Source organism: Dyella acidiphila (genome assembly GCF_014863405.1).
Lineage (GTDB): Bacteria > Pseudomonadota > Gammaproteobacteria > Xanthomonadales > Rhodanobacteraceae > Dyella_B > Dyella_B acidiphila.
The window spans coordinates 323,954-345,938 of record NZ_JACZZA010000002.1 but is presented as its reverse complement, the minus strand read 5'-3'; the positions used below and the strand labels follow the sequence as shown (position 1 = coordinate 345,938).

The following is a 21,985-nucleotide window of genomic DNA, read 5'->3' as shown; positions in this document are numbered from 1 at the left end:
GACGAAGGATTAGTTGCCCTTCGAAGCGTCCTTGCCGGCATCAGCCTTCATCGCCTGGCCAGCAGCCGTGGAGGCAGCGGCCGGAGCGGCGGCGGTGGAGGCCGGAGCAGCAGCCGGAGCAGCAGCGGTGGAAGCCGGAGCAGCAGCCGGGGCGGCAGCGGTGGAAGCGGAAGCAGCGGCCTTCTGAGCCTGATCAGCAGCCTGCGAGGCTGCCTGCTGGGCTTGGTCAGCCGACTTCTGTGCGTCCTGCGCGGAATCCTGCGCGCCATTGCTGCAAGCCGCCAGCAGCGCGACGAGCGCGGAGGCGAGAAGGGTACGCGTGAACTTCATGATGGATCTCCTTAGCCGTGGAATGCCAATTGGCACGATTATTAATAGCGCGTTCGTGTTAAGTGCGCTACCAGTTTTATGAACAACTTTCATGCCGCATTAACAGCCGAGGGGGCGACAAGGCCCTCGCGGACAATCGGCGGCCGCTTTTGCCTAGTCCAAACGCTCCACGGCGATGGCGGTGGCTTCGCCGCCGCCGATGCACAGCGCCGCTACGCCACGACGCAAACCGCGGGTTTTCAAGGCATTGAGCAGGGTCACCACCAGGCGCGTACCGCTGGCGCCGATCGGGTGGCCGAGCGCGCAGGCGCCGCCGTTGACGTTGAGCTTGTCGTGCGCGATGCCCAGCTCGCGCATCGGGGCCATGGCCACCACGGCGAAGGCTTCGTTGATTTCGAACAGATCCACGTCGGCCACCTTCCAGCCGGCCTTGTCCAGCACCTTGCTGATAGCTGACACCGGCGCGGTGGTGAACCACTCCGGTTCCTGCGAATGGGTGGCATGGGCCGCGATGCGCGCCAGCGGCGCGATGCCGCGGGCCTTGGCATCGTCGGCGCTGAGCAGCACCACGGCGGCCGCGCCGTCGGAAATGCTGGACGAGCTGGCAGCGGTGATGGTGCCGTTTTCCTTGCGGAACGCGGGCTTGAGCGTGGGGATCTTGCCGATGTCCGAGCGGCCCGGCTGCTCGTCGGTGTCTACCTGCACGTCGCCTTTGCGGCCGGACACGGTCACCGGCACGATTTCGCCGGCGAAGGCGCCAGCCGCCTGGGCGGCCTGCGAGCGCTTCACCGATTCGATGGCGAAGGCGTCCTGTTCCTCGCGGGTGAAGTGGTACTTGTCGGCGCACAGTTCGCCGAACACGCCCATCGCGTTGCCGTCATAGGGATTGGTCAGGCCGTCCCAGGCCATATGGTCGACCAGCTGGCCGTCGCCGTAGCGGATGCCGGTGCGGGCGTTGACCATGTGCGGGGCATTGGTCATCGATTCCATGCCGCCGGCCACCACGATGGCGGCGGAGCCGGCCTTGATCAGGTCGTGGCCGAGCATGATCGACTTCATGCCCGAGCCGCACACCTTGTTGACCGTGGTGCAGCCGGTGCCGACCGGCAGGCCGGCCTGCAGCGCCGCCTGGCGGGCGGGGGCCTGGCCGAGGTTGGCCGGCAGCACGCAGCCCATGATCACCTCGCCCACATCCGCGGCGGCGATGCCGGCCTGCTCAAGGGCGGCGCGGATCGCGGTGGCGCCGAGCTTGGGGCTGGGCACGCCGGTGAACTGGCCGAGGAAAGAGCCGATGGCGGTGCGCTTGGCACCTGCAATAACAACGCTGACGTCCGACATGCTGGTCTCCGAAGGAGCTTTGGTGCGTACCCCGCCAAGGGCCACGCTGGGGAAATAACTTGCGGATTATCGCAGCCCTCGATGCAAAGCAGCAAACTTGAATTTTTCGTGAGAAATCACGGCGCTGTTGCGCTCGCTTTCCTATAAATCATGCGCATAAGCTATGCACGCATGTCGCCTCTGGGATGGCGGCATGCCGATGTGTTGTGGGGACCAACATAGTCAATAGGGGTAAGTGCTATGGCAACCGGAATGCCGGCCTGGCGCCGCCGTGAAGTCGCCGTCTTGATTTGCCTTGCGCTGGGTCTGAGCGCATGCGGGGGAGGTGGCGGCAGCAGCAACGTCAAGTCGTCCTCGTCCACCTCGCCCACGCCTACACCGTCGCCCAGCAGCAATGTGCCGACGCCGCCGATCAATGCGCAGCTCGCCATCACCAACACGTATGCCGCGCACATCCAGGGCTATACCGGCAAGGGTGTAACCATCGGCGTGGTCGACAGCGGCATCATGCCGAACAATCCGGCCGTGGCCGGGCGGGTGATCCAGCAGATCATCGATGTCGATCCAAGCCAGAACAACACCGCCATTCCCGATGTGGTGGGGCATGGCACCTGGGTGGCGCAGGTTGCCGCCGGCGCACCGTTCGCACAGTTTGCCGGCGGCATCGCGCCGGGTGCGAGCCTGGTGTCGGCACGCATCATCGACGACAACGCCCCCGACGATAACGGCTCCTCCGCACCTTCGCAGGTCACCACCTCCGACGCGCAATTCCTGCAGAGCGTCACCGCCCAGATGATCAGCAGCAATGTGCAGATCATGAACAATTCCTGGGGCGGCATTACCTGGGATACCACCAATGCATCTTTGAACCAGGCTTTCGATGCGGCGTATTCGTCCTTCGTCACGCAGCACAACGGCCTGGTGGTATTTGCCGCGGGCAACGATTCGCAGACCAATCCCAGCACCATTGCCATGCTGCCCACCGTGGCGAAAGACGCGGCACTACAGCAGGGCTGGCTGGTAGCGGTGGCCTTGAACAGCAACAACCCCACCCAGCTGGACAGTTATTCCAACCAGTGCGGCCAGGCAAAAAGTTACTGCCTGGCGGCGCCGGGCGATGTGATCGTGCTGGACAAGGACACCCTCGCCACCACCACCAATCCCAGCTACTACATCGTTGAAGGCACCTCGTTTGCGGCCCCTGCGGTATCCGGTGCCGCGGCCTTGGTGTGGCAGGCCTATCCGTACTTCTCCAATTACCTGGTACAGCAGACGCTGCTGGGCACCGCCACGCCCATCGGCGCGCAGCCCAATACCACCTTCGGCTATGGCGTGCTGAATGTCGGCGCAGCGGTGAACGGCCCGGAGCAGTTCAACTGGGGCGATGTCACGGTGGCTTTCAGCGGCAATTCGAGCTGGAACAATCCGATCTCGGGTTTGGGCGGCCTGGTCATGAATGGCCCGGGCACGCTCACGCTCAGCCAGCCTGCCACCTATACCGGTGGCACTACGGTGAACGGCGGTACCTTGAATGCGGTGTCGCTGGCTTCGAACGTCACTATTGCGCCGAACGCGACCCTGGCGATCACCGGCAGTTCACTCAATGCGTCGATTCCGCTGATCAATGGCGCGGTGACCAATAATCAAGGCAGCCTGGTGGTCGGCAGCAGCAACCTGACCATGACCGGCGCCTACACCCAGAGCGGCGGCCGCCTGGCGGTGCCGCTGGGATCGGCATTGGTCATCAATGGCAGCGCCACGCTGGTCAACAATCCCGGCGCGTATGCCTCGTTGTATGTCTACGGCGCCGATACGGGCTACAAGGTCAACAACAAAACCACCGTGTTGTCTGCGACACAGGGTCTGACCGGCACCTTCGTCGGCGGCATCACCACACCATCGTCCGTGTTGCTGACCGCGACCTTGGCTTACGACGCAAACGATGCATACCTCAATGTGACGCAAGTCAACGTGGCAACCATTCAGGGGCTGCCGTATTCCGCCGCTACGTTTGCTGCCGCCGAGCGCGTGCAGGGTGCCTTCAATACCATCAACAGCGCGATCCAGAACGGTGCCAGCGCGCAGGCCCTGCCGGGCAGCTTCGTCAACGGTGCAGCGAATCTGCAGCAGACGTCGTCGGTGGCGGCCATGCAGCAATCCTTGAACAGCCTTTCCGGCCAGATGTACGCGGCCAGCGCGGCGATGACCTTCGAAGCCATCGACGCCGATACGCGTGCCTTGTCCGACCGCTTCGACAATCTGCTCGATCATCCGCAGCAGCTCGCGCTGAATAAATTCCAGAGCTGGTCGCAGAACCTGGGTTACCAGGGCAGCCTCTCGCGCAGCGGTTTCGACAGCCTGGGCTTTCAGCTCAACGGCGCGATGATCGGCGGCGACCGCGGCATCGGCAATGGCGGCATCGTGGGTTATGCGATCAGCCAAAGCCAAGGGCTGGGCAATCTGGAGCAAAGTGCGGACCAGGGCTTCAGCCGCGCGCTGGAAGGCATGATTTATGGCGGCGTGGTCAGCGGCAATTGGTATGCGATGGGCCGCTTCGGCGTTGGCAGCGATTGGCAGAATACGCGGCGCGAGCTGATTCTCGGTGGACAGACCGCCGGCGTCTCGAGCTTCAGCAATGGACGCTATGACGTGGCGTACAGCGAGAGTGGTTATCGCTTCAACTTCGGCAACTGGAAGTTCACACCTTACGCAGACCTTGAATACGCCACGGTGGAGCGTGATGGTTTCAACGAAGCCGGTGGCGATGGCTTCGGGCTGATGTCGAATACGCAGACCATCCAGCGCTGGCAGGGCGGTTTCGGCCTGCGCAGTTCGCGCCAGTGGACCATGGCCAACGGCACCCAGCTGAGCCTGCAGGCGCGCTTGCTATGGCAGGACGCCTTCGCCATGCATGGCGTGCTGCCCAATGCGAGCTTCACCGCCGTGCAGCAGTTCACCCCGATCGAAGGCATTGGCTTGTCGCGCTACGGCAGTGTGGCGGGGTTGTCGCTGGACTGGCGTTTCTCGCTGCGCTCGAACCTGTCGTTCGGCGTGGATGAGTACAGCGCCCAGCATGAGCGGGCGGCGATGGGGACGCTCAATTACAGCTTGCGGTTCTAAAGCGGGAACGGCCCCAGCGCATCCACGTTGCTCAGCGTCATTCCGGCCTGCGCCGGAATGACGCTGAGGTATATCGGTGGCTCACGCCTTGCCGTGAAACAGCTCGCGCCCAATCAGCATGCGCCGGATTTCATTGGTGCCCGCGCCGATCTCATACAGTTTCGCATCGCGCAGCAGGCGTCCGGCCGGGAACTCGTTGATATAGCCATTGCCGCCCAGCGTCTGGATCGCCTCCAGCGCCACCTGCACCGCATGCTCCGACGCATTGAGCAGACACGCCGCCGGATCGATTCGCGACTTGAAGCCCGCATCGAACTCGCGCGCCACCATATAGGCGAAGCCGCGCGAACTCTGCAGCTTGGTATACATGTCGGCGATTTTCGCCTGCATCACGCCGAAGGTGCCGATCGGTGCATTGAACTGCTTGCGTTCGCGCACATAGGGCAACGCCAGGTCCAGCGCCGCCTGCATCAGGCCGATCGGGCCGCCGGACAATACCAGGCGCTCCGTATCCAGCCCGCTCATCAGCACGCGCACGCCTTCGTTCACTTCGCCCACGATGTTTTCGGCGGGAATTTCGCAATCCTCGAACACCAGTTCGCAAGTGTTGGAGCCGCGCATGCCGAGCTTGTCCAGCTTCTGCGCGGTGCTGAAACCCTTCATGCCTTTTTCGACGATAAAGGCCGTCATGCAGCGGCTGCCTGCCACGCGCGGCGCGGTGCGCATGTAGACCAGCAGCACATCGGCATCGGGGCCGTTGGTGATCCACATCTTCGTGCCGTTGGCCACCCACACGTCGCCGCGCTGTTCGGCCTTGCAGCTCATCGAGCCGACCACGTCCGAGCCCGCGCCGGGCTCGCTCATCGCCAGCGCACCCACGTATTCGCCCGACGACAGCTTGGGAATGTATTTGCGGCGCTGCGCTTCGTTGCCGTTATGGAAGATGTTCTGCACGCACAGGTTGGAATGCGCGCCGTACGACAAGCCTACCGAGCCCGAGGCGCGCGAGATCTCTTCCATCGCCACCATATGGGCGAGGAAACCCATGCCGCTACCGCCGTATTCCTCCGGCACCGTGATGCCGAGCAGGCCCAGGTCGCCCATCTTCCGCCACAGGTCGTGCGGGAACAGGTTTTCCTGGTCGATGTGGGCGGCACGTGGAGCGATCTCCTTCTCCGCAAAGGCCGCCACGCTTTCACGCAACAAATCGATCTCTTCACCGAGCGGGAACGGACGCATCACGGACTCCTGGGGCGGGGATTTAGCCGGCAAAGTGTAGCGCAGGGCGGGGTGCGGGGTCTGACGCGGCGCATCAGTATGCGAGGTGTTACCCCCTCTCCCCTGCGGGGAGAGGGCTGGGGTGAGGGGGCAATTTTGCCGGGAAGGTAGTGGTGGCGAGGGAAGAAAAGCTTCGACTGCGCAGCCCATCAGTGCGCAGGGTATTACTCCCTCTCCCCTGCGGGGAGAGGGCTGGGGTGAGGGGGCAATCTTGCTGGGAAGGTAGTTGTGGCGGGGGAAGAAAAGCTTTGACTGCGCAGCGCATCAGTACGCGGGGTATTACCCCCTCTCCCCTGCGGGGAGAGGGCAGGGGTGAGGGGGCAATCTTGCTGGGAAGATAGTTGTGGCGAGGGAAGAAAAGCTTTGACTGCACAGCCCATCAGTACGCGGGGTATTACTCCCTCTCCCCTGTGGGGAGAGGGTTGGGGTGAGGGGGCAACCTTGCCGGGAAGGTAGTTGTGACGATGGATGAAAAGCTTTGACTGCGCGTCAGTCGTGTTGCCTGAGGCAAGCGCGGCCCCTCACCCCGGCCCTCTCCCCGGAGGGGAGCGGGAGTGAATCCGGTGGGATGGGTTTTACTGCACTTTTGCCAGCTTGCCTTTCAGCACTACGCCGGACATCAAAAAGCCCACATGGCATTCGTAGTTCTGGGCATCGCGATACTCGTTGTCGTAATCGCTGACGATATCGACCACGGCATTTGCACCGGCCTTCTTCGCCGAGTCCTGCAGCGCAATCAGCACCGACTGCAGCACCCAGTCGCAGGTCGTGCGGTCCTGTTTGCCGAAGGCGTTGGTCTTGCGGTTGATCGTCATTTCATCCAGCACCGTCACCTGGCCATTCGGCGTATTGCCGGCGAAGTAGAACTTCACCGTGCCATCCAGCTTGCCGGCCTTGGTGGCGGCATCGATCGCATCCTGGTACGGGAAGTGCACAATCTTGTCGGCGGCCATGCTCAGACCGGGTACGGCCAACAGCAGCGCGATCAGCGCCAGGGTGCTTGCTTTCATGCCGGCGATCTCCTTTCGGTGGAAGGTTGAGGTTTCAGCACAGGCCGCCGTTGACCGACAGCACTTGCCGCGTGATGTAGCCCGCTTCTGTGCTGAGCAGAAACTGCACCGCGGCGGCGACTTCCTCCGCGGTGCCGGCGCGCTGCATCGGAATCACTTTCAAAATCTCTTCCAGCGGTACCTCGGCGCTGGTCATGTCGGTATCGATCAGCCCCGGCGCCACGCAGTTGACAGTGATCTTGCGCTTGGCCAGCTCCACTGCCAGCGCCTTGGCCGCGCCGATCACGCCCGCCTTGGAGGCGCTGTAATTCACCTGCCCGCGATTGCCGATCAGGCCCGATACCGACGTAATGCAGACGATGCGCCCGGCGGCACGGCGGCGGATCATCGGCATGATCAGCGGATGCAGCACGTTGTAGAAACCATCGAGGTTGGTGCGCAGTACCTGGTCCCAGTCCTCGTCGCTGAGCGCGGGAAATGCACCGTCTCGGGTGAGTCCGGCATTGCACACCACGCCGTAATAGGCACCATGTTCCGCCACATCTGCTTCGAGCGCAGCCGCGCAGGCCTGGCGCTCGGCAATATCGAACTGCAGCACGCGGGCGTTGCGGCCCAGCGCATGGATCGCCTCGCGCACCTGTTCGGCTTCGTCGCGGCGGCTGCGGCAATGCAGGACCAGGTCGTAGCCGGCGTGAGCCAGACGCAAGGCGATGGCGCGCCCGATGCCACGGCTGGATCCGGTGACCAGGACGGTGTCAGTCATGCTGGGTCGCTCCCGCAAGGTGTTGGAAAAATGCCTCCGCATCCGGCGGACGGTAGACATTCAAGCGCGCTTCGGCGTGCAGCTCGCCGGCATCGATGCGGCAACTGAATACCGCCATGCCGTGCTCGTCGTGAAAATCCCGCTCGGCTTCGATACGCAGGCATGCGCCGAGCGGAAAGACTTCTGCATTGCAACGATACTGCCGCGTGCCGAGCAGAAAGCCCAGTTGCACCGGCTGCTGTTCGGCGCGCGCGCGGCAGCCGGACCAGGCGGCAATCGCCTGCGCCATCAATTCCACCCCGGCCCAGGCCGGCAGGTTGCCGTGTGCATCCTGGAACATGCCGCCGGCACGCAAGGTTCTGCTGCAGACGATGCGTTCGCTATGCAGTGCTTCGATGCGATCGAGCAAAATCATCTCGCCCGCATGCGGCAGCACGTCGGCAACCGGCCAGTTCATGCCGCATCTCCCAGCACCAGCGCGGCATTGTTGCCGCCGAAGGCGAAGGAGTTGCTCAGCAGATAGCGGCGCCCTTGCGCCGGCAGATGGCTGCCGGGCGGAATCAGGTTCAGGGGCGGCAACGCGGTATCCGCTTCGCCATCCCATACATGCGGCGGCAGGCGCCGTTCAGTGCGTTCGTCGACCAGGCTGAGCCAGCAGAAGGCAGCTTCCAGCGCACCGGCCGCAGCCAGCGTATGACCGGTCAGCGACTTGGTGGACGAGCACGGCACTCCCGGCGGAAACATCGCGGCAATCGCCCGGCTTTCCATGCTGTCGTTGTGTTCGGTGGCGGTGCCATGCAGGTTGATGTAGTCGATCTGCGTCGCCTCCAGGCCAGCCTTGCGCAAGGCTTCGCGCATCGCCTGCTGCGCGCCGGCCCCCTGCGGATCGGGCGATGACATGTGGTATGCATCCGAGCTCGCGCCGCCGCCGAACAACTGCACCGCGCCTTGCTCACGCGTCATCAGGAACAGCGCCGCCGCTTCGCCGATATTGATGCCGCGGCGATGCCTGGAAAACGGATCGCAGCGCTGCATATCCACCGCTTCCAGCGCATGGAAACCGTTGATGGCCAGGCGGCACAAAGTATCCACGCCGCCGCACAGCACCGCATCGCACAGCCCCATGCGCAACAGTCGCTGCGCACTCAGCAGCGCGCGCGCGCCGGAAGTACACGCGGTGGAAATGCTGTAGCTGGGGCCCGCCAGTTCCAGCCATTCGGCCAGGAATTCGGCCGGCGCCCCCAGTTCCTGATGGGCGTAGCGGTAATCCGCCGGCCATGCACCGTCGCGACGGTAGCCGCCGATGCCTTGCGTGGCTTCCTCGATACCGGTGGTGCTGGTGCCGAGCACCACGCCGATGCGCGCCTGGCCATAGCGTGCGATGGCCGCGCGGATATCCGTTTCGATTTGCAGCGCGGCAGCCAGCAGCAGGCGGTTATTCCGATTATCGCGGTGCCCGCGCAACGCTTCCGGTATCGCCGGCAGTTGCGCCTGCACGTTGCCGAGCGGCGGGTGATGGCCCGGAATCCAGCCGTCGGTGGGACGGATACCGCGGTCGTCGCCCGCGAACAAGGCTTCGGCCACGGCGGACTTGCCGCTGCCGAGATTGCAGATCACGCCGAGTGCATTGAGGTAAGTGTTCATGGCTGGCACCTATCTCCCGTCGCACCACATTCCGTCAGCCCTGCCGCACATCCCGTCATCCCAGCCACATATCCCATCACCCGGGCCACACATCTCGTCATCCCGACCAAACATCCCGTCACCCCGGCGAAGGCCGGGGCCCAGCGTCTTTGCGCGCGAGAAAGGCGCTGGGTCCCGGCCTTCGCCGGGATGACGGTGGGGGCCGCGGCAGGGCGATATTGAAAGCAGGGTTTCATGCAGGTTTGCGCACCGCTGCATTGACCAGCGTTTCCTCACGCTGTCCCGGCGGCGGCGCTGCGCGCAGCCCCCAGCGTTCGAGCAATCCGAAATCCTTGGAACGGCTCCACCACAAATACGGAAACGACACGTTCTGCGGGCCGAACTCGAAACCCTGCTGGCGCAGCATGTCCAGATATTCCTCCGCGGTCTTCTGCACATGCATCGGATGGCGGAAAAACCAGCGGATCACCCAGGTATCGATATAGGCCTTGGTCGATTCGGCAAACAGCAGCCAGCCGCCAGGCTTGAGCACGCGCCAGAACTGGGCCAGGGCGCGCTCCTGTTCCACCAGGTGATGAAAGGTCTGGTGGCAGAACACGATATCCACGCTATGGTCCGGCAGCGGAATGTCGGCGCAGTCGGCGGTGAGCAATTCCACCTTTAGCTCTTCGCGTTCGGCTTCGGCGCTGGAGAGCAGCAAGCTGTGCGGATCGGCATCCAGTCCCAGCATGCGCGTGGGCTCGAAGGCGTCGTGCAGCAGGCGGAAGGATTTGCCCTGGCCGCAGCCGACATCCAGCAGCGTGCCGCCCAGCGGCAGCGGCCGCCCGACCATGCGTTGCAGATCGTTGATCGCCACGCGCAGCACGTGGTGCTGCCAGGTATGGCTGCGGAGAAAATGGAAACCGATACGGGTTTCTTCGACGTAAGTAGGACTGGCGTAATTCATGTCACGGATGTCCGCGGAAGCTGGCCAAGGCGGCGCTCCACCGCCTGCACGAATACATCGGGCGATACCAGCTGCATGTCGCCGCTGGCCATGTTTACCGCAACCTGCACGCTGCTGGCGCGGGTGATGCGCTGGCCGCTGTCGCGGTCCTGGATCAGGTAGTGGATCAACAGTCGGTTCTGCCATTCCACCAGGTCGGCGCGCACGCGCAGCGTCTGGCCGAAGCGGGCGGCCTGCACGTAGCGCAGCTGCAGGTCGATCACCGGCCACGCATAGCCGGAGTCGCGCATCTGCGTGTAGTTGTGGCCGATCTCGTCGAGCAGGGCGCAGCGCGCCACTTCCAGGTATTTCACGTAATGGCCGTGCCAGACCACGTCCATCGAATCCACATCGAAGAACGGCACCAGGATCTCGACGCTGGTATGCAATACGCCGCTAGTTCGCATCGGTGGCCTCCGCGCTGGCGTTCTGCCAGTAATCGTAGAAATTGAACCACTGTTGCGGCGCCAGCAGGCACTGCGTGGCCAGATGGTCGGCATAGCGCTGCACCCAGCCGGCGATAGCCGCGTCGCGCCGCCCGCGTTCCCAGCCGGCGCTGTCCAGGAACGGATCGAGATGGATGCGATAGCGCCCATCCACCTTCAGGCAGCACAGCAGGTTCACCGGGCAGCGCAGCAGGCCGGCCAGCAGCCACGGGCCTTGCGGAAACGCCGCCGGGTGGCCGAGGAAATTCACCGTCACGCGCCGTCCGTCATGCAGCGGCACGCGGTCGCCGGCAATTGCCAGCCATTCGCCGCGCTCAACGCGTTGCGACAAGTCCATCATCATCGCCGTATCCAGTTCGCTGACCTGGATCAGCCGCATACTGCGATCGCCCGCTTCGCCGAGCAGGCGATTGAACTGCGCCACGTGGCGGTTGTGCACCAGCACGTTCAACGGCACCTGTTCGCCCAGCTCCGCCATCGCGCGGCATACATCCGGATTGCCCAGGTGCGTCACCACCAGAATCTCGCCGCGGCCGCCGTGCTGGCTGCGCAGCAGGCGCGGGCGGATGCCGGATGGATCGACCAGTTGCACTTGCTCGAAGCGCAGGCGCCCGCGCCATACGTCGAGGCGGTCGAGCAGGTTGTCGGCAAAGGCGATGAACTGGCCGAACACGCTGCCCAGCGTCGGCTGTAATGCAGGATTGCCGCTCCAAGCCGCCAGATAGCGCTGGTATTGCCGGATATGCCGCCGCGCACTGCGCGCCGACACAAAGAAATACAGCACGATCAGATACAGCACCGGCGCCAGCAGGCGGCGGCCGAACAGGCGCACGCTGAGCGCAGTCAGACGCATCAGGAACAGGCTGCCGCGTTCCTTCTGGGTGGACCAATGGCGTTGGCTGGCGATCTGTTCGTTCATGCGTTGGCACTCCATGCCAGTCGACCCGACGAAAAAGCTTTCTCACCGTAACGATAGGCGAAATGCAGCTTGTTCCGCGCGGCATCGTGCTGCAAGCGCAGATCCACCCGATCGCCCGGCCGCAGCAGCTGCTGGAATTTCAGCGCTTCCATCGTATGGCAGCGCAAGGGCGTGCCCAGTCGTGGCGCCGCCAGGGCCAGCGCCCATTCGATCTGCGCCACACCCGGCAGCACCGGCGCGTTTGGGAAATGCCCGGGGAAATACGCCAGGTCCACCGGCACGCGTAGTGCCAGCGTCCATGCGTCGGCGTGCATGGTTTCTTCCAGCAGCAGGGCCTCGCGCGGCAACGGCGATTGCAGCCAGGCATTGATCTGCAATGCGGTGGCCGAGGGCGGCAGGGCATCGAACAAACGCCAGGTAATCACGTTGCCCGCACAGCCGGTAGCCTGCTGCAAGCTATCCAGCAATTGCGCGCGGCCGTGCTGGCACAGCGCCTGGATGCCGGCGCTGCTGAGCGCCAGCACGATGCCCACGGCATCCGCACCGGCATGCCCGCAGCGGGCATCGTTCACCCAGGCATGGGCGCGCAACTGCTCGGCAATGCGGACCAGGTCCAGGCTCATGCCGCACGGCCTCGCAGACGCCGGCGCAACAGCCATTCGCCGACAAACAGCGTGCCCATGATGAAGTACACCAGCAGACCGTTGTACAGCGTCCACCAGGCCAGCGGCGCCCATAAGGTGAGCGCGGCGGAGACCAGGCCGTTGAAGACGAAGAAACCTACCCACACCCAGGTGACCTTGCGCGTATAGGGAATGGCTTCGTCCGGCAGATCCGGTTCGCGCACCCGCGCAATGCGTTCCACCAGCGGCGGCCCATAGATCAGGCTCAGGCCGAAGGCGCACAGCAGCAAGGCGCTGATCAGGGTGGGATACCAGCGTTCCAGCAGTTCGTTGCCGCTGAAGGCGAGCAGGGCGCAATACGTCAGCGCCGCACCCAGCATCAGCTTGCCGCCGGGCTGCTTGAGCAGCGACGGTGCGCGGATCAGCCAGATTGCACCCAGCACCAATGCAAACATCGGCGGCGGCACGCGATCCATGCCGAAATACACCACGAACGGGTACAGCACGCCCGCCAGCGGCAGCAGGATGGAAGCGAGTTTCTTCATGCTTCCTGCTGTGCCTGCACGAACGCAGCCAGGCTGGCGACCGTGGTGAAATGCTGGCGCGCATCCTTGGAATCGGATGCGATGCGGATGTCGTAGCGCTTCTGCAGCGCCAGCGCCAGTTCCAGTGCATCCACCGAATCCAGGCCCAATCCTTCGCCGAACAGCGGCAGATCGGGCGGAATATCGGCGACGGTGACATCCTCCAGGTTGAGGGTGTTGATAATCAGTTGGGCGATGTCTTGCTGCAGGGCATTCACGATGACGCAAGCTCCCTCAGGAAAAGTTGATGCAGATGCTGGTTGAGCCGTCGCGAGGCGATCGGCATGGCGGCTTGGGCGTTGAAGCTTTCGGTGTCGATATCCGCGCCCACGCGCAGGCTTACCTGCACGCGGCGCGGAGGGATGCGGTACCAGGGCTCGGCCTTGGTCAGCGTGGTCGGCGTGACGGTGATGAACACCGGCGTGATCACCTGTGCACCGCGCAGCGCAATCGCCGCCGCCCCGCGATGGAATACCGGCGGGCACTGCGGCTTGGTGCGCGTGCCTTCGGGAAACACGATCAGCGTTTCGCCCGCGCGCAACGCATCGGCGGCCTGCTCGAGCATCTCGGGGCTGCCGTTGTTGCTGATGTAGTGCGCCCGGCACACCGGCCCGCGCGTAAACGGATTGCGCCACAGACTTTGCTTGACGATGCAGTTGGCATCGCGGATATGCGCGATCAAAAACACCACGTCGATCAGCGAGGGATGATTGGCGATGATCATCTGGCCCGGCCGCCCCAGCTTTTCCACGCCATCGAAGCGGTAGCTCAGCACGCCGCTGCGATACATGAACTGCACGTGCAGGTAGAACGCCTTGCTGATGGCGGCACGTGCACGGCGGCGGCGCTCGTTGGCGTCGCCGGGCAACAAGCCCAGCAGCGGCAATACCAGCAAGCGCAGCACCAGGCCGCCGAGGCCGAACAGCACGAAGCTGGCGCCGGTGGCGAACAGGCGCCACAGGTAATTGCCGGCGCCCGAGCGCCTTACGGAATCCGTTGCCAGATCCATCGACGTGTTTTCCAGGCGTGTACCAGGGTATCGCTGCGCAGTTGCAGCGCGCGGATGACATTCAGCGCGTGCGGCCATGCTTCCACGGCGGCGTCTTCGCGGTTCGGCTCCAGTTGCAGTTGCCACGCTTCGCCGCTGCCGGCGCGCTTGAGCCGCAGCGCCAGCGCATACGAAAACGGCACATCGTCGATCCAGTCGCGGTAGGGCTCCGGCGGATATTCCTCGGCCAGCACCACCAGCACCGCAGGTGCGCCGTCGTCGAGCAGCGCGGATGCTTCCACCAGCGCGTGCTCGAAGGTATCGGCTTCGCCGGCGATCGCCACCGACTCGCCGCGCTGTCCGCGCAGGATCGACCATTGCCCGGCGATCGCGTTGTGCACCGACAGGCCGAACTGAGTTGGCGAGAGCGGCTGCTGCTCGGCCACCTCGCTCAGCAAGGCATAGGTGCGCGGCGTTTCGCCGTGGCGGGAAGCAAACACGAACGGCAGCTGTTCGTCTTCGGCGCACAACGGCCACGCCACATGCAGCGTCATGCGCGCCAGGCGGCTGAGCCGGCGGCGCTGCATCGGCGGCAGGAAATCGCAGCTGGGTTGCGCATCGCCGTCGGGCACGCGTACCGGCTGGCGCGACCAGGCCAGCCAGTCCGCGTCGCTGTCCAGGCCTGGTGCCCAGGCGCGCCATTGGTCGATGATGAAGTTCATCGCTTCACGGTTACCTCAAGCTGCTCCCTCTCCCCTGCGGGGAGAGGGCTGGGGTGAGGGGGCAGCCTCGCGAGCAACTTCCTTTTTCGCATGAGCATGCTTCGATGATGTTTCGCATGCGTGGAGCCTATGGCCAGCGCGTCCCCCTCACCCCGACCCTCTCCCCGCAGGGGAGAGGGAGTGGCAACGCGGCAAATCGGCATCCACATGGCCATCAGCTGCATGCCTTGAAGATCAACGACGTATTGATCCCGCCAAACGCAAAATTGTTGTTCATCACATACGCCGTCTCGATCGCACGCCCGGCACCCATGATGTAGTCCAGCTCCGCACACGCCGGATCCGGCTCGTGCAGATTGATGGTCGGCGCAAACCAGCCGCGCCGCATCATCTCCACCGCCCACCATGATTCCAGCGCACCGCAGGCGCCCAGGGTGTGGCCGACATAGCTTTTCATCGAACTGATCGGCACGCGTGCGCCGAGCACGTTGGCGGTGGCGTGGCTTTCGGCGATGTCGCCGCGGTCGGTGGCGGTGCCGTGTGCGCTCACATAGCCGATCGCCTCGGGTGCCAGCTGCGCATCCTGCAGCGCGAGCTGCATGGCGGTGGCCATGGTTTCGCTGGTCGGCTGGGTGATGTGATTGCCGTCGGAATTGCAGCCGAAGCCGACCACCTCCGCATAGATGCGCGCGCCACGCGCCAGCGCGTGTTCGTATTCTTCCAGCACCAGAGTCGCTGCGCCTTCGCCCACCACCAGGCCGTCGCGGCTGCGATCGAACGGACGCGGCGTCAGGGTGGGTTCGTCATTGCGCGTGCTGGTGGCGAACAAGGTGTCGAACACCGCCACGCTCGGGCCGGACAGCTCTTCGGCGCCGCCGCACAGCATCAGTTTCTGCTTGCCCTGCTGGATGGTCTCGTAGCCGAAGCCGATCGCCTGGCTGCCAGAGGTGCAGGCGCTCGAAGTGGGCAGGATGCGTCCCTTCAAGCCGAAGAACACGCCGACGTTCACCGCCGTGGTATGCGCCATCATCTGCACATAACTGGTCGCGGTCACGCCCTGCATGGAGCCGGTCTCGAGCATGCGGCCCATGATGCGGATCGGATCGATGCTGCCGCCGGACGAACCATAGGCCACGCCCATGCGGCCGTCGCTGATGCTCGCTTCGCCATGCAGGCCGGCATCGCGCAAGGCCAGTTCACTGGCGGCTACCGCCAGCTGCGCTACGCGGCCCATCGAACGCAGATGCTTGCGCGGCCAGTCGGGCAGGGTGAAACCATCAGCGGGGCAGCCCAGGCGGCTGTTGAGCGAGTCGAAGAAATCCCACTCCGGCATGCGGCGCACGGCATTGCGGCCTTCGCGCAGGCGCGCTTCGATCTGCGCCCAATCCTGGCCCAGCGGTGTGATGCCGCCCATGCCGGTGATAACCACGCGCTTCATCGACGACTGCTCCATGCGAAATGGCGAACGTTCATCACTTAAGTGTTCCGTGCATGCGTGCTGGCCGGTACCAGCAGCGCGGTAAAACCGATGCCCCACAGCAAGGTGAAGCCGAAATCGCGCAGCGCCGGCATGCTGCTCCAGGCCAGCAGGCCGAACGACAACACCGCCGTAATCGCCGACAGCAGCACGCTGGCATACATCGCGCCCGGCCGATGCGTTACATGCGGCTCGCCTTCGCGCAGAAACACCGCGTAATTCGCGCCTACGCCGAGCACCAGCATCAACGCCATCCAATGAAACAGCGTAAGCGGCTGATGCACATACCCCAGAACGGCCAGGGTGAAGGCGATGCCCAGCACCGGCGGCGCCAGCACGCGCGGCACATCGCGCAAGCCATAGCGCCAGGCGAATACCGGCACGATCAGCAAAATCGCGGCCAGCAACCAGCCGCTGGCATAGCTGCGATAGCGCCCAAACAGCGCGGAAATGCCGGCGGGCTTGTCCACCAGCGTCACCCCGGGCAAACCGGCTGCTGCCTGTTGCAGCGAGGCACTGCTTGCATCGCCTTGCGGCAATACCAGCGAAGCGGCGCCGTCGTGCACCTCGTCGCCCAGCCATAAATAACGGAATGGCGTAGCCGGCGCGCTGTTCAGCCAGCTTTGCAGCTGCAGCGGCGTGCCCGGCCACGCCTGGATAAAGGCATCGATATCGGCATCGCGGAATCCCGCCGCCTGCAGCCATTGGCGCATACGTTGCGGTTGCGCGAACAACGGTGCCAGCAAGGCGTGGTTCGCCCGCTGACGCTGTTGCGAAGGCATCATGCCGGCCAGGCCGAGCCAACCCTGCAGTTGATCGCCATCGACCATCTGTTGCAGGCGCAGCTCCAATGCTTCTTCGCGTTGCAGCACCTGTTCGGCATCGGCACCTTGCACCAGATAGAACTGGGTGCCGTTGCCCAGGCCGGTGATCTCGCGGATCTGCGCTTCCTGCTGCAGCAAGGCAGTGGGCGGCGCGATCAGCAGATGCACATCGTCATCGTGGCGCAGTTGCCACCAGCCCGGCACGGCGAGCAGCAAGGCCATCACGGCGAGCACCATGCTGCGCCGCCCCGACGCGAGGCGCGCAACGACCTGCTGAATCGCCAGCGCGATGCGCACCGAGGCATTGGACAGCGGTTTGGCCGGACGCAGCAGGCAGGCCGGCAGCAAGGCGAACACGCTCAGGCAGGCCACCGCCATGCCGGTCATCGCAAAACAGGCCATCTGGCGCAACGCAGGGAAGGGCACCAGGCCGAGCAAGGCGTAGCCCAGCAGCGATGTGCCCAAGGCCAGCAACAAGGCGGCGCGCACTTGGCGCAAACCCTGGCGCGGTTCCCAGGCGCTGCCGGCATTGGCGCGCGCAGCCAGATACTGGATGGAGTAATCCACTGCCTCGCCCAGCAAGGCCGCGCCGAATACCACCGTCAGCAGATAGATCTGGCCGAAGATCAGCACGCTGACCGTGGTGGCGGCGATCACACCGATAGCCGTGGACAAGAACGCCAGCAGCAGCGGCCCCGGCGAGCGGAATACGCCCAGCAACAGCAAGGCGATGCCGAGGGTGGAGATAAACCCGACCCGATGCACATCGCGCTCCGCACCGGCGCGTGCCGCCGCGGCGTAGAACAAGGCGCCGGTGCGCAAGATCTGCGTGCCCGGCTGCGCCTGTTCGACCGTATGTTCGGTCTGATCCAGCGCATGCAGTGCGCGCTGCTGGATCACATCGTCATACGAGGATCCGGCGAGCGTGGCCGTCACCAGCACATAGCTGGTGTCGTCGCGATGCGCGGTGAGCAGATTGTCTTCCGGCAGCAGCGGCGAACGGCTCCATGGCTGCTGCTCCAGCCAATGCTGCAGCCAGCCGAACGGGTCGTCCTGCAGCCGCGTGCCGACGCCGGTGACAAACGGTTCGTTGACCCGCTGCGCCAGCGCTTTGGCCGCGTCATAGCCGGGCTGTGCCAGCGCCGTGCGATCGGCATCGCCGAGCAGGCTGAAGCGATGCGCGAGATAAGGCGTCACCAGTTGCTGCAGATCGAACGGCGGCAGCTCGGCGGTGACCGATGCAAAGATCGGATCCTTGCCCAGCGCCTGGCCCAGCGCGCGCGCAGCAGCCTGGGCGCGATCGTCATCTTTGTTGGCCACCAGCAGAATCACGCGGTCGCCATTGGCGTGCGCCAGCCGCTGCGCCGCCACTTCCGCCAACGGATTGCGCTCGGTCGCCGGCAGCATCGCCAGCAGGTCGGTCTGAATCGGCGAACGTCCGCGCCCGAACAGCAGCCACGCGCCCAGCACGGTAAGCAGCACCATCGCCACCGCGAACCATCCCGCGCGCAGCCACAGACTTCGTTGCGTCATGGCGTACCGAGTGCGTGCTGTTCCTCCGCACTCAGCGGGCCGGCGTCGCGGGTGTCGCTCATGCGGATATCGGTCTGCGTACCATCCTGCATATCGATGCGGATACCTTGCAGAAACGCGCCGCCATCGAGCTGGATGCCGTGCAGCACCTGCGCCACGCGCGCCTGCTTGGGCGTGAAATGCAGCGTCCACTGCGTAGCGCTGCCCTCCGCGCTCACCGTGAACTGGCGCAGCACCGTATCGAACTGGCCTGCCAGCATCGATTGCAGCATCTGCGAAATCTGGCTGACGCCGCGTTCATTGCGCACGGTCTGCGCGTGGCCGCTGGCGTCGATACGCGCAGTACGGCTACCGGTCAGCGCCAGCGTTTCCTGGTAGGGCTGCTGCACTTGCCACAACATGCCATGGCCGGCGACGAACAGCAGCTGGCCGCTGCTGGTTTGCGGCTGTGCCAGCGCGGGGTTCTGGCGCTGCTGAGTGAATGCGGCGCGCACCGTAGGGTGCTGGCTGAGCTGGGTGAGCACGCTGTGCAGCAAATCGCCGCTTTGCGCGTGCACATTCAAACAGCACAGCAACATCCCCAGCGCCAACAGCCAACGCGTTCTCCCTGGCGGAGAGCGGGGTGGGGTGAACGGGAGCAGGGCTGAAATCAAGCTACGCATGCAGTCCTCCGTCGCTTGCGCCACAACAGCATCGGCGCGCGCGGCAGCATGCCGAGCAACAGCCGCGTATGCATGGCGGAGATACGCAGGTTGTCGTGCAGCATGTGGAAATGGGATAGGCCATTGTCCGGATAGGTCACCCGGGTGGGCAGGTTGCGTACCGGCACGCCGCGCCAGATCAGGCGCACCGCCACCTCCGTGTCGAAATCCATGCGCGCCGGCAACGGCGCGCGGTCGATCTCGGCACAGGTCGCATCCAGCGGATACAGACGGTAACCGCACATCGAATCACGCAAGGTGAACGAGAGCGTTTCCAGCCACACGCACACATGCGTAACGTAGCGTCCGTACAGGCGTGCGCGCGGCACGCTTTCGTCGTAGATCGGCTGGCCGCAGATCAGGGCGCGCGGCGCGCTGCGGCCGGCGGCAAGAAATCGCGGCGCGTCGCCGGCATTGTGCTGGCCGTCCGCGTCGATCTGCAGCGCATGCGTATAGCCGGCATCGCGCGCAGCGATCATGCCGGTGGTAAGGGCGCGGCCTTTGCCGGCGTTGCGCGGCAGGCGGATCAGCAATACGCCGTTTTCTCTCGCGGCCAGTGCATCGAGCACTTCGCGGGTGGCCACGTTGCTGCCGTCATCCACAATCACCACCGGCAACTGGTGCGCCTGCATGGCGCGCACCGTTTCCACGATGGTGTCTTTGTGGTTGTAGATGGGAATGAGCGCGCAGGGCCGGAAGCTCGCTGCGTCGGGTGCAGGCGCCAGCGGCATGAACGCGCTCAGCGCGTCAGCAGGTGGCGTACCGTGGCGACCACGTCGCCTACCGTGCGCACATTCTTGAAATCCTCGGGCTTGATGCGCATGCCGGTCATGTCCTGCACCTGGATCGCCAGGTCGACGGCATCGATGCTGTCCAGCTCGAGGTCGCTGAACAGGTGCGTGTCGGGGGTGACCCGGGCCGGATCGATCTCGAAAGTATCGCGCAGCACATCCTTGAGCCTGAGCAGGATGTCGTCATCGCTGATCCCGGTTTCCATGATTGCGCTCATACACACCAGCCTGCTCTTGCCACCCCACGTCCCATGCCTGCGGCCCCCCGTGCCCGGTTGCCGTGGCCGGCCGTGCGGGCAGCACAGCAGTACGGAGCGAGGGCCGAGTGACGCACGGAACGTGAAAGATATTCGACTTGTACTACGCCCGCGCTGCGGGTCCCCTGTAGCTCGAAAAGCGCCGGTCTTTGCCAAGCTGCGCAAAGCCTTACGGCACATTTTCTTACGGGGTGTGAGTCTATCAGAACTGTTTGGGCGGGAAGCTGCCGATCGAATTTCTATACGCGGTCGATCAGATTTTCCCGGTAATACGGGCTTTTTCAGGAGGTCAGCGCAGTGCCCGCCGCGCTCGCGCGCTTTCATGGCAACTCACCGTCACCATCTCCCCGCCACCACCTCACCGTCATCCCAGCGGAAGCTGGGATCCAGCGCCTTTCCCGCACCGGAGTTACTGGATCCCAGCTTCCGCTGGGATGACGAGCAAAAAGAACAACGCAGGCTAGGCAGGAACATAAAAAAACCGCCGGCTGCCCGGCGGTTTTTTCAGTCCAGCTGCTGGCGTCTTACTGACCGCGCATGCGGCCGGCAAAGCGCGGCGCGCCGTTGCCCATGTGCGGCAGCTTGATCTTGCCGATAGCGTCGATGCGCTCCTCGGCCAGACGGTCGGCGGCCCGGTAGGTGGGCACGCTCTGCGTCTTGCTGATTTCGAAGATGCGGCCCAGGTTGTAGTAGATGGTGCGCATCATGCGCATGGCGCGCTCGCGGTTGTAGCCGTCGATTTCCAGCGACACGTTCATCACGCCGCCGGCATTCACGGCGTAGTCGGGCGCGTACAGCACGCCGCGGCGCTGCAGTTCGTCGCCGATGGCGTCGTTGGCCAGCTGGTTGTTGGCGGCGCCGCAGATGATCTTCGCCTTGATGCGGTCGATGGTCTGCTCGTTCACCGTGCCGCCCAGGGCGCAGGGCGAGTACACATCGGCGTCCACGTCGTAGATTTCGTCCAGGCCCACGGCTTCGCAGCCCAGCTCGTCCACGCAGCGCTGCACCGCTTCCTTGTTGATGTCGGTGACGAACACCTTGGCACCCTGTTCGCGCAGCAGCTTGATGAATTCGCTGCCCACGTGGCCGGCGCCCTGCACGGCGTAGCTGTATTTGCCCACGTCTTCGTTGCCGTGCTTGAAGTTCAGCGCCGCCATCAGGCCCTGCAGCGTGCCGTAGGCGGTGAACGGCGAGGGGTCGCCCGAGCCGCCATGCACCTGGTGCACGCCGGTCACGTATTCGGTTTCGCGGAACACATATTCCATGTCGTTCACGTCGATGCCCACGTCTTCGGCCGTGATGTAGCGGCCGTTGAGCGAGTTGACGAAACGGCCGAAGGCGCGGAACAGCGCTTCAGACTTGTCTTTGGACGGATCGCCGATGATCACCGCCTTGCCGCCGCCCAGGTTCAGACCGGCCACGGCGTTTTTGTAGGTCATGCCGCGCGACAGGCGCAGCACGTCGTTCACCGCATCCTGCTCGGTCTTGTACGGCCACATGCGCAGGCCGCCCAGGGCCGGCCCCAGCACCGTGTTATGGATCGCAATGATGGCCTTCAGGCCGGCGTCCTTGTTGTGGCAGAAGACGACTTCTTCGTGGCCTGTTTTGGCGATGGTTTCGAAAATCATTGGAACTTGGACTCCACGTATGAC

The 21,985-nt window shown here is 64.4% G+C and carries 22 protein-coding genes; 1 reads left to right on the top strand and 21 read right to left on the bottom strand.

The features are described from left to right. Window positions 1–9: 9 nt before the first annotated feature. Together IGX34_RS06090 and IGX34_RS06085 are read right to left on the bottom strand one after the other, a co-directional pair. Complete coding sequence (locus IGX34_RS06090) at window positions 10–330, bottom strand: hypothetical protein (protein WP_192554797.1); 321 nt, start codon at window positions 328–330, stop codon at window positions 10–12. A gap of 153 nt (window positions 331–483) precedes the next feature. Then, window positions 484–1,668, bottom strand: coding sequence for an acetyl-CoA C-acyltransferase (locus IGX34_RS06085; protein WP_192554796.1), 1,185 nt, complete (start codon window positions 1,666–1,668; stop codon window positions 484–486). A gap of 240 nt (window positions 1,669–1,908) precedes the next feature. On the opposite strand from IGX34_RS06085, the gene IGX34_RS06080 reads away from it, so the two are divergent. Next, window positions 1,909–4,788, top strand: coding sequence for an autotransporter serine protease (locus IGX34_RS06080; protein WP_192554795.1), 2,880 nt, complete (start codon window positions 1,909–1,911; stop codon window positions 4,786–4,788). Between the two features lie 81 nt (window positions 4,789–4,869). Here IGX34_RS06080 and IGX34_RS06075 read toward each other — a convergent pair whose 3' ends face one another. The 19 genes from IGX34_RS06075 to IGX34_RS05985 form a co-directional block, all read right to left on the bottom strand. Then, entirely contained in the window at window positions 4,870–6,027 is a 1,158-nt protein-coding gene (locus tag IGX34_RS06075; protein WP_192554794.1) for an isovaleryl-CoA dehydrogenase, read from the bottom strand. Between the two features lie 614 nt (window positions 6,028–6,641). Next, window positions 6,642–7,076, bottom strand: coding sequence for an excinuclease (locus IGX34_RS06070; RefSeq protein ID WP_192554793.1), 435 nt, complete (start codon window positions 7,074–7,076; stop codon window positions 6,642–6,644). A gap of 34 nt (window positions 7,077–7,110) precedes the next feature. Then, a complete protein-coding gene (fabG, locus tag IGX34_RS06065; RefSeq protein WP_192554792.1) occupies window positions 7,111–7,839 on the bottom strand; it encodes a 3-oxoacyl-ACP reductase FabG in 729 nt (242 codons plus the stop codon). Next, entirely contained in the window at window positions 7,832–8,296 is a 465-nt protein-coding gene (locus IGX34_RS06060; RefSeq protein ID WP_192554791.1) for a hotdog family protein, read from the bottom strand. The genes fabG and IGX34_RS06060 overlap by 8 nt, the downstream gene beginning before the upstream one ends. Next, entirely contained in the window at window positions 8,293–9,483 is a 1,191-nt protein-coding gene (locus IGX34_RS06055) for a beta-ketoacyl-[acyl-carrier-protein] synthase family protein (protein ID WP_192554790.1), read from the bottom strand. Before IGX34_RS06055 ends, IGX34_RS06060 begins: the two co-directional genes overlap by 4 nt. 232 nt (window positions 9,484–9,715) lie before the next feature. Next, window positions 9,716–10,429 carry a class I SAM-dependent methyltransferase gene (locus IGX34_RS06050; protein ID WP_192554789.1) on the bottom strand — a complete coding sequence of 238 codons (714 nt, stop codon included), beginning with the start codon at window positions 10,427–10,429 and terminating at the stop codon, window positions 9,716–9,718. Next, window positions 10,426–10,875 (bottom strand): acyl-CoA thioesterase, encoded by a 450-nt coding sequence (locus IGX34_RS06045; RefSeq protein ID WP_192554788.1) that lies wholly within the window; start codon window positions 10,873–10,875, stop codon window positions 10,426–10,428. Before IGX34_RS06045 ends, IGX34_RS06050 begins: the two co-directional genes overlap by 4 nt. After that, entirely contained in the window at window positions 10,865–11,833 is a 969-nt protein-coding gene (locus IGX34_RS06040; protein WP_192554787.1) for a lysophospholipid acyltransferase family protein, read from the bottom strand. Before IGX34_RS06040 ends, IGX34_RS06045 begins: the two co-directional genes overlap by 11 nt. Beyond that, complete coding sequence (locus IGX34_RS06035) at window positions 11,830–12,456, bottom strand: ApeI family dehydratase (protein ID WP_192554786.1); 627 nt, start codon at window positions 12,454–12,456, stop codon at window positions 11,830–11,832. The genes IGX34_RS06040 and IGX34_RS06035 overlap by 4 nt, the downstream gene beginning before the upstream one ends. Continuing rightward, window positions 12,453–13,001, bottom strand: a complete 549-nt coding sequence (locus IGX34_RS06030) for a COG4648 family protein (RefSeq protein WP_192554785.1) — start codon at window positions 12,999–13,001, stop codon at window positions 12,453–12,455. Before IGX34_RS06030 ends, IGX34_RS06035 begins: the two co-directional genes overlap by 4 nt. After that, a complete protein-coding gene (locus IGX34_RS06025) occupies window positions 12,998–13,258 on the bottom strand; it encodes a phosphopantetheine-binding protein (RefSeq protein WP_192554784.1) in 261 nt (86 codons plus the stop codon). Before IGX34_RS06025 ends, IGX34_RS06030 begins: the two co-directional genes overlap by 4 nt. Next, window positions 13,255–14,049 (bottom strand): lysophospholipid acyltransferase family protein, encoded by a 795-nt coding sequence (locus IGX34_RS06020; RefSeq protein WP_192554783.1) that lies wholly within the window; start codon window positions 14,047–14,049, stop codon window positions 13,255–13,257. The genes IGX34_RS06025 and IGX34_RS06020 overlap by 4 nt, the downstream gene beginning before the upstream one ends. Next, window positions 14,025–14,750 (bottom strand): beta-ketoacyl synthase chain length factor, encoded by a 726-nt coding sequence (locus tag IGX34_RS06015; protein ID WP_192554782.1) that lies wholly within the window; start codon window positions 14,748–14,750, stop codon window positions 14,025–14,027. The genes IGX34_RS06020 and IGX34_RS06015 overlap by 25 nt, the downstream gene beginning before the upstream one ends. 214 nt (window positions 14,751–14,964) lie before the next feature. Then, window positions 14,965–16,188, bottom strand: a complete 1,224-nt coding sequence (locus IGX34_RS06010; RefSeq protein WP_192554781.1) for a beta-ketoacyl-ACP synthase — start codon at window positions 16,186–16,188, stop codon at window positions 14,965–14,967. Between the two features lie 38 nt (window positions 16,189–16,226). Next, on the bottom strand, window positions 16,227–18,584 hold the full coding sequence (locus IGX34_RS06005) for an MMPL family transporter (RefSeq protein ID WP_192554780.1): 2,358 nt from the start codon (window positions 18,582–18,584) through the stop codon (window positions 16,227–16,229). Further along, window positions 18,581–19,162: a LolA family protein gene (locus IGX34_RS06000; RefSeq protein ID WP_192554779.1), complete on the bottom strand. Its 582-nt coding sequence runs from the start codon at window positions 19,160–19,162 to the stop codon at window positions 18,581–18,583. The genes IGX34_RS06005 and IGX34_RS06000 overlap by 4 nt, the downstream gene beginning before the upstream one ends. A gap of 71 nt (window positions 19,163–19,233) precedes the next feature. Further along, complete coding sequence (locus IGX34_RS05995; protein ID WP_192554778.1) at window positions 19,234–20,016, bottom strand: glycosyltransferase family 2 protein; 783 nt, start codon at window positions 20,014–20,016, stop codon at window positions 19,234–19,236. A gap of 8 nt (window positions 20,017–20,024) precedes the next feature. Next, window positions 20,025–20,294: an acyl carrier protein gene (locus tag IGX34_RS05990; protein WP_225737259.1), complete on the bottom strand. Its 270-nt coding sequence runs from the start codon at window positions 20,292–20,294 to the stop codon at window positions 20,025–20,027. 563 nt (window positions 20,295–20,857) lie between these two features. Continuing rightward, a complete protein-coding gene (locus tag IGX34_RS05985) occupies window positions 20,858–21,961 on the bottom strand; it encodes a Glu/Leu/Phe/Val dehydrogenase (RefSeq protein WP_192554777.1) in 1,104 nt (367 codons plus the stop codon). Window positions 21,962–21,985 lie beyond the last annotated feature (24 nt).